We start from the raw sequence: 7,211 nt of genomic DNA, 5'->3' as shown, positions 1-7,211 counted from the left end.
GGATGGGAGGTCGTGCGGTTACGCACCGGTGCGCTCGAACCGTTGGGGCCGTTCGACCTTTCACTGTCCGCCTGGAACGCCCGCACCCTGGACCGGCTCATAGACGCGATGAGGAGTATCCGCGGTGGGCTGCTGGTCGACGCCTATGTCCGTTGAGCGCGCCGATGCTCCCTTCCCGGCCGCGCTTCGGGTCCGAGGCCGGGAAGGGGTGGGACGACGCGTCGTCCGCGTCGCCAGGTGCACGGCGGCATCCGCGCTCCTGCGCCGATCCTCAGCCCATCGTGCGCATAGGGGAGCTCGTCACGAGCCGTGCGCCTCCTCGGAGACCGGCTGCCACTCGCGCCAGGTCTTCAGGCGGGACTCGTAGTCGCGCTCGGCGATGCCCAGGGGCGCCTTGCCGAAGAAGATGCGCAGCGGCGGGGTGTCGGCATCCACCACTTTCAGGATCGCGGAGCGGGTGGCCTCGGGCTTTCCCGGATCCGCAGCGGAGGGGCGTTTCGACGCCTCCTCGCGTACGTCCGCGTAGGCCGCGATCTCTTGACTGCGCTTCGCCGAGGGTCCCGACCAATCGGTCGAGTAGCCGCCGGGCTCGACGAGGGTGACGTGGATGCCGAATCCCGCGACCTCCTGGGCGAGCGACTGCGACAGTCCCTCGAGGGCCCACTTCGACGCGTGGTACACGCCCACGGACGGGAACGCACTGATACCGCCGATGCTCGAGACCTGGATGATGTGGCCCGAGCCCTGCGCGCGCATGACCGGCAGGGCTGCCTGGGTGACCCAGAGCGCGCCGAAGAAGTTGGTCTCGAGCTGCGCCCGCACCTCATCTTCGGCGAGCTCCTCGACCATGCCGAAGTGGCCGTAGCCGGCGTTGTTCACCACGACGTCGAGACGGCCGAACTTCTCGTGCGCGGCCTTCACCGCGGCCGTGTCGGCGCCGTGGTCGGTGACATCGAGCTGCAGGGGCAAGAAGGTGTCGGGGTAGGCATCGACAAGGTCGGTGACATCGTCGAGGTTGCGGGCGGTGCCGGCGACGCTGTCACCTCGCTCCAGGGCCGCCTCGGCCCACTCGCGGCCGAAGCCCTTGGACGCGCCGGTGATGAACCAGATCTTGCTCATGAAAGTCCTTACGGAAAGAGAGAACAGATGGACGCGACGGTACGACGCCCCCCTCTGACCTCCGGACGGCTTGACAGTCGCGGCGCACCGTTTCGGCAACCGCGATCGCCCGCCGCCCACGGGACCGCGCCGGACGCGCGTGTCCGCGGGCAGCGGGCGGATGAGGGGAGTGGATGCCGCGGCTCACCGGCCCGCAGCGACCACCTCTTCCGGCCCCGGCAGAATTTCGCGCAGCAGATCGTCCAGGGTGACGACGCCGAGCAGTCGCTCGCCCTCGACCACCGTCGCCAGCTGGACGCGACCGCGACGCATGCGGGCGAGCGCGTCGTACGCCGATGCGTCGGGGGCGAGGACCAGCGGCTCGCGTGCGATGTCGCGCGCGGGGGTCTGCGGGGCGACGGCGAGCGTGTCGCGCACGTGGGCGACGCGCGACGCGGCCCCCGACCCCACGAGGATGCGCAGGTGGGTCGACGAGGCGGCGACCGCCTGGATGTCGGCGACCGTGGCATCCGCGGGAACCGCCGTCGGGCGCCGGTCGGTGCGCACGATGTCGCCGACCGTCAGCGTCCCCAGCGCGATCGCCTGGGCGATCGGCTCCGAGTACTGCTGCTCGAGCGTGCCCGCCTGACGCGAATGCGCCACGAGCTCGCGGATCGTGTCGGCGTCCTGTCCACCGGCGGCGGCCTTGTCGACCGGCTCCACGCCCGATGCCTTGACGAGCCGGTTGGCGATGTGGTTGATCCACAGCAGGAACGGACGCAGCGGCCAGGTGAGCGCGCGGGCCAGGATGCCGGTGGCCTTCGCCGCCGTCTCGGGGTGCGCGATGGCCCACGACTTCGGCGCCATCTCGCCGATCACGAGGTGAAGGAAGGTCACCACGATGAGCGCGAGCATGAAAGCGATGATGTCCGCGAGCACGTAGGGCAGACCCCAGGCCTCGAAGACCGGGGCGAGGGCGTAGTCGATCGCCGGCTTGGTGATGGCTCCCAGCAAGAAGGTGCAGGCCGTGATGCCGAGCTGTGCGAAGGCGAGCATGACGGTGAGTTCGTTCACGCCGCGCAGTGCGGCGCGGGCCGAGGCACTGGTCGCGGCCTCTTCCTCGAGTCGGTGGCGACGCGCGGCGAGAAGGGCGAACTCGACGATGACGAAGAACGCGCTCGCGATGATCAAACCGGTCGTGATGAGGGCGACGGTCCAGCCGTTCATCGGGCCACCTCCTCGGAGCGTGTGTCGTCTTCGTCGGCGGGCTCGGCATCCCGGTCCACCTCGGTGAGGCGCACCTCGAGCTGCGAGGGCACATGACGGTCGACCTCGCGCACCTCGATGCTCAGCCAGCGATCGATGTCGAGGCCCTGAACGCTCTCGCTCGGCCGTTCCGGCAGGTCGATCCTCACGACGGCGCCGACCGGGGGCAGATCGCCGTGCGCGTCGATGACCAGTCCTGCCACCGTCTCGACGTCGCTCTCGGCGAGGTCGTGTCCGATCTGGCGCTCCAGCTCGTCGAGGTGCAGGTCGCCGGGGACGTTCCACGCGTCGTCGCCGACCGCGGCAACCTCGGTCACCTCGGCGTCGTGCTCGTCCGAGAGCTCTCCGATGACCTCTTCGGTCAGGTCTTCGATGGTCAGGATGCCGTCGAAGTTGCCGTACTCGTCGACCACGCACGCGAGCTCGTTGCGCGAGCGGCGCATGCGGTCGAGGGCGACCGGCAGCAGCATCGACGTGGGGATGACGACCGCGGCGCGCATGACCGCGGCCACGGGCGCGTCGTCGGCGGGCCGTTCGCGAAGGATGTCGATCAGCTCCACGACACCGACGGGGGAGTCCTCGTCGCCGATGACCGGGTAGCGCGTATGGCCGGTCGCCATGAGCGCGCGCACCTCGCCGACGGTGGTGTCGGGCGTGACGGAGCCGACCTGCGAGCGGGGCACCATCGCGTGCTCGACGTCGCGCTGCGGGAAATCGAGGATGCGATCGATGATCATCGACAGATCGTCGGGCAGATCACCGCTCACGCGGGACTCTTCGATGATGGCCTCGAGGTCGCGCGCGGTGGCGCTCTCGTCGACGTCCTCGAGGGGCTCGATGCGCAGCAGGCGCAGCAGTGCGTTCGCGGCGACGTCGAACACCGTGATGAGCCAGCCGAACAGCAACAGGTAGATGCGCGTCGGCACGGCCAGGGCCCTGGCCAGAGGCTCGGGACTCGCGATGGCGAGGTTCTTGGGGTAGAGCTCGCCGAAGATCATCGTCACGACGGTCGCCAGCAGCAGCGCGCCCACGGTACCGATGAGCACCGACACCGCCGGGTCGACGCCGACGCCGCCGAGCAGGGTCCCGATGGACTCGCCGATGAGCGGCTCGGCGACGTAACCGATCAGCAGGCCCGTCACGGTGATGCCGAGCTGCGCGCCGGACAGCATGAACGACGTCCGCTTGGTGATGGCCAGCACGCGCTTCGCCTGCGCGTCGCCCTTCTCGGCCCGCGCGGCCAGGCGCGCGCGGTCGACCGACATGTAGGCGAACTCCTGCGCGACGAAGAATCCGCACGCGACGATGATCGCCAGGGTCACGATGATCCCCAACAGAAGCGTCAGGGCCGCAGCCAGCATCAGATCTCACCCCCTCTCACACGGAGAGGGCTCGAAGATCGGCCCTCCTGATCGGTGGAGGCAGAGGTGCGGTGGGGGCTCACGGGTGTTCTCTCTCGTGGGTCGGTGATCGCAGATCATCTCGACGATATCGCTCGGAAAGCCGCGAAAACTGGGCATTCGCCTCGCTCCACCGATATATCGGTGATGACCCCCGTCGACGGCGATGAGGTGCGATACTGAAGGTCCCCGCATTGCCTCGCCTCCCAGCGTGGTCCCGCCCTTGCTCTACCGGTACGCTTCAACGCGCCAGAAAAGGACCCGCCGTGGGACGCCTCATCTATCGAGACCGCGCATCGTTCGACATCGACGACCGCATCCTCGCCCATCTCCGCATCGTCGTGATGAACAAGCTGCGCCGCAACGAGGGCTTCATGCTCCAACTGCCGGTGAACGAGGGGGTCCGTCAGGCGAGCCTGTGGATCCACGCCTCGAACGCCCTGGTCATGCAGTTCTACGGCGGTCGCGAACCCGCGATCGATCGCGCGCTCGTCGATCAGATGATGCACGACGCCAGCGGTGCGGACGGTCTGACGCTGACCGCGGCGGGCATAGCCCCGCAGCCCGCGCCGACGCGTCAGCACGCGAGCGGGCGAACCGTCTCGTAACGAGCGCCTCACCGTCGCAGGACGTGTCGTCGGGCCGTCTGGTCCGGCGGGCCCTCGGTACGGCGCCGCACCCCGGGCATCGTTGAACGCCGCGTCACGCCGCCGGCAGCGTGAGGTCGAACCGCGCCCCCGTCTCGACGGGGACGCACCGCACGTCTCCGCCGTGCGCGCGGGCGATGCCCCGGGCGATCGGCAGCCCCAATCCGACACCGCCGGACTTCTCGCGCCCCTCGTCGAGGCGCACGAGCCGGTCGAAGATGCGCTCGACGAGGGGCGCGAGCCGGTCGAAGATGCGCTCGCGCTCGGCCGCCGGCACGCCCGGCCCGTCGTCGAGGATCCGTATCGCCGCGACCCCGGCATCCCTGTCCCGTGTCACGGTCAGCGCCACGGCGCCGCGTCCGCCGGTCGCCCGCGCCGCGTTCTCGACGAGGTTCGAGAGCACCTGCGCGAGGCGATCGACGTCGACATCGACGGGCACCTCGGTCTCGGGCAGGTCGGTCCGCACGGTGAGCGAGGGGTGGATGAGCGGAGCTCGACGCGCCTCGGCCCGCACCAGCTCGCGCAGGTCCGTCCGGACGCGCAGGAGGTCGAGCCCGCGGTCGACCCGGGCCATCGTCAGCAGGTCGTCCACGAGGCGGGACGCCCGCTGCGCCTCACGGGCGACGTGCGCGGCCAGGACTTCGCGGTCCGGTCCCTCGAGGTCGGCGCGGACGAGGGTCTCGGCCGCCGCCCTGATGCCCGCCACCGGGGTTCGCAGTTCGTGCGCGGCATCCGACAGGAACGCCCGCAAGCGGGTCTCGGCGTCGCGCGCCGCGCGCTCCGAACCGACGACGTCGTCGAGCATGTCGTCGAGCGCGGTGGCCACGCGCCCGATCTCGGTGTCGGAACGCGTCGGCCGCAATCGGCGCCCCCGCTCTCCCGCACCGATCGCGCGGGCCACCTGCGACACCTGATCGAGGGGCTGCAGGCTCCGCCGCACCGCCAGGGTCACGGCCCCCGCGGCGAGGACCAGCACGCCGACCGACGACACCGCCACGATCCACCGCACCTGAGCGAGCGTCTCACCCACGCCCACGGCCGAGGCGGTCAGCGTCAACGTGGAGCCGTCGCTGAGCGTCGAGCGCAGCGTGACGAGCTGATCGTCTCCCGACACGGCGGATGCCACGACCTCCACCCCGTTGGTCGAGGCGCTCGGCGAGGGCTCCGATCGGTCGCCGGGACCGGGCCCTCCGGGGCCGGGAGGCCCCTGACGCAGCTGCTCCGGACTCGGCCCTGCCACCACCGACCCGCCGCCGGCGCTGTCGATGCGCACGGCGAGCCCCTGGTCGGACAGCCGTTCCGCGAGGTCGGTGTCGTCGACCGTGCCCACGAGCGAAGCCGCTGCTGCCGCGCGATCGCGCAACCGCTCCTCGATCTGCCCGCGCAGGCGCGCGCCGAGGGCGAGGTCGACCACGACGGCCAGGACGACCAGCAGCAGTGCCACCACGGCGAGCACCGCGACGATCGTGCGGCGCCGGAGCGACTCCGAGCGCAGAGGCGCGGTCGCCTCCCGGGCGCTCACGGCGCGATGCTCAGGCGATACCCGAGCCCCCGCACGGTGTGGATCAGGCGGGGCCCGTTCTGCTCCATCTTGCGACGCAGGGCGCTCAGGTGCACCTCGACGAGGTTCGGATCGTAGTCCTCGTACCCCCACACCTGCGTCAGGATCTGCGCCTTCGACAGCGTCCGCCCTCGGCTGTCGGCCAACAGGTGCAGCAGTCGGAACTCCGTCGCCGTCAGATCCAGCGCCGTCCCGCCGCGGTGCGCGGTCGCCGCGTCCGGGTCCACGACGAGGTCGCCCACCGAGATGGTCTGCGGCAGGCGTCCGCGCCGCCGGAGCACGGCGGTGGACCGCGCGACGAGCTCCGCCATCGTGAACGGCTTGACGACGTAGTCGTCGGCGCCCTCGGCGAATCCCCGCAGGCGGTCGTCGACCTCGTCGCGCGCGGTGAGCATGATGACGGCTGCGTCTCCCGCCTCGCGCACCATCGGAAGCAACCGGATGCCACTGGGCCCGGGCATCATCCAGTCCAGGATGACCAGGTCGGGGCGGAACGCGCGCAACCGCTCGTCCAGGTCGGTGCCATCGGGCGCCGCCTCGGCGACGAAGCCATCGGCCCGCAGTGCGGTCGTCACGGCGAGGCGGATGGTCTCGTCGTCGTCGAGGACGAGCACTCGTGCGGGGGAGGACATCCGCACGACGATACGGACGAGTGCTGGACGCCGCGTATGGCTTGCGTATGCGAACGCCCGGGGATCCCCGGCTTCAGGTTCGCTTCAGTCCCGACTCGAAACCTGGTCTCAGAGCCGGTGACCGCCACCGGCACGGGAAGAAGACATGAACGACGACAACCCCACCCTGCCGATCCCTCGTCATGAGGAGACCCCCGAGCCTCGGCGCCGTTCGTGGCGCGGACCGGCGCTGATCGCCGGCGCCGTCATCGTCGCCGCGGGCCTGACCGGCGGAACCGCCGCTCTCGCCGCGCAGAACGGCGCGACGCCGCTGACCGCAGCCACCTCGGCCCCCAGCGCCGACGGCGGCGCGACCGGGCCCGGCTCGGCTTCCACCCCCGGATCGACCCCCGCCGACGGCACGGCTCCCACGCCTGGCGCGGATGGCTCCGCGCCCACCCCGCCGGCGGACGGCGCGACGGCGCCCGCCGCCCCGAAGGACGGCTCCGCCCCGTCGGAGTGCGGCCCCGGGGGAGGTCCCGCGGGCCACGGCCCGAAGGGTCCGCTCGCCGACGGAGAGAAGCCGACGCCCCCCGCGGACGGCACGGCCCCCCCCCCCCCCCCCGCC

At 71.3% G+C, this 7,211-nt stretch carries 6 protein-coding genes and 1 pseudogene; 2 read left to right on the top strand and 5 right to left on the bottom strand.

From position 1 onward, the window contains the following. Positions 1 to 300 precede the first annotated feature (300 nt). The 3 genes from QZ433_RS04640 to QZ433_RS04630 all read right to left on the bottom strand — a co-directional run bounded on the left by QZ433_RS04640 (position 301) and on the right by QZ433_RS04630 (position 3,725). Positions 301 to 1,119 (bottom strand): SDR family oxidoreductase, encoded by an 819-nt coding sequence (locus QZ433_RS04640; RefSeq protein WP_295780245.1) that lies wholly within the window; start codon positions 1,117 to 1,119, stop codon positions 301 to 303. A gap of 183 nt (positions 1,120 to 1,302) precedes the next feature. Next, positions 1,303 to 2,325 (bottom strand): CNNM domain-containing protein, encoded by a 1,023-nt coding sequence (locus QZ433_RS04635; protein WP_295780243.1) that lies wholly within the window; start codon positions 2,323 to 2,325, stop codon positions 1,303 to 1,305. Beyond that, positions 2,322 to 3,725, bottom strand: a complete 1,404-nt coding sequence (locus tag QZ433_RS04630) for a hemolysin family protein (protein WP_295780241.1) — start codon at positions 3,723 to 3,725, stop codon at positions 2,322 to 2,324. Before QZ433_RS04630 ends, QZ433_RS04635 begins: the two co-directional genes overlap by 4 nt. A 305-nt stretch (positions 3,726 to 4,030) precedes the next feature. Between QZ433_RS04630 and QZ433_RS04625 the strand changes: the two genes are divergently transcribed. Next, positions 4,031 to 4,372, top strand: a complete 342-nt coding sequence (locus tag QZ433_RS04625; protein ID WP_295780240.1) for an ATP-dependent DNA ligase — start codon at positions 4,031 to 4,033, stop codon at positions 4,370 to 4,372. Between the two features lie 94 nt (positions 4,373 to 4,466). Here QZ433_RS04625 and QZ433_RS04620 read toward each other — a convergent pair whose 3' ends face one another. Together QZ433_RS04620 and QZ433_RS04615 are read right to left on the bottom strand one after the other, a co-directional pair. Further along, complete coding sequence (locus tag QZ433_RS04620) at positions 4,467 to 5,933, bottom strand: HAMP domain-containing sensor histidine kinase (RefSeq protein WP_295780238.1); 1,467 nt, start codon at positions 5,931 to 5,933, stop codon at positions 4,467 to 4,469. Beyond that, the gene (locus QZ433_RS04615) at positions 5,930 to 6,604 is read right to left on the bottom strand and encodes a response regulator transcription factor (RefSeq protein WP_295780235.1); all 675 of its coding nucleotides are present in this window, start codon (positions 6,602 to 6,604) and stop codon (positions 5,930 to 5,932) included. The genes QZ433_RS04620 and QZ433_RS04615 overlap by 4 nt, the downstream gene beginning before the upstream one ends. Before the next feature lie 145 nt (positions 6,605 to 6,749). Between QZ433_RS04615 and QZ433_RS04610 the strand changes: the two are divergent. Next, a pseudogene (locus tag QZ433_RS04610) lies at positions 6,750 to 7,211 on the top strand (hypothetical protein); the annotation flags it as partial.

It is taken from the genome of uncultured Microbacterium sp. (genome assembly GCF_913776565.1).
Lineage (GTDB): Bacteria > Actinomycetota > Actinomycetes > Actinomycetales > Microbacteriaceae > Microbacterium.
The sequence above is the reverse complement of the archived record's forward strand: the minus strand, read 5'-3'. Positions and strand labels throughout refer to the sequence as shown.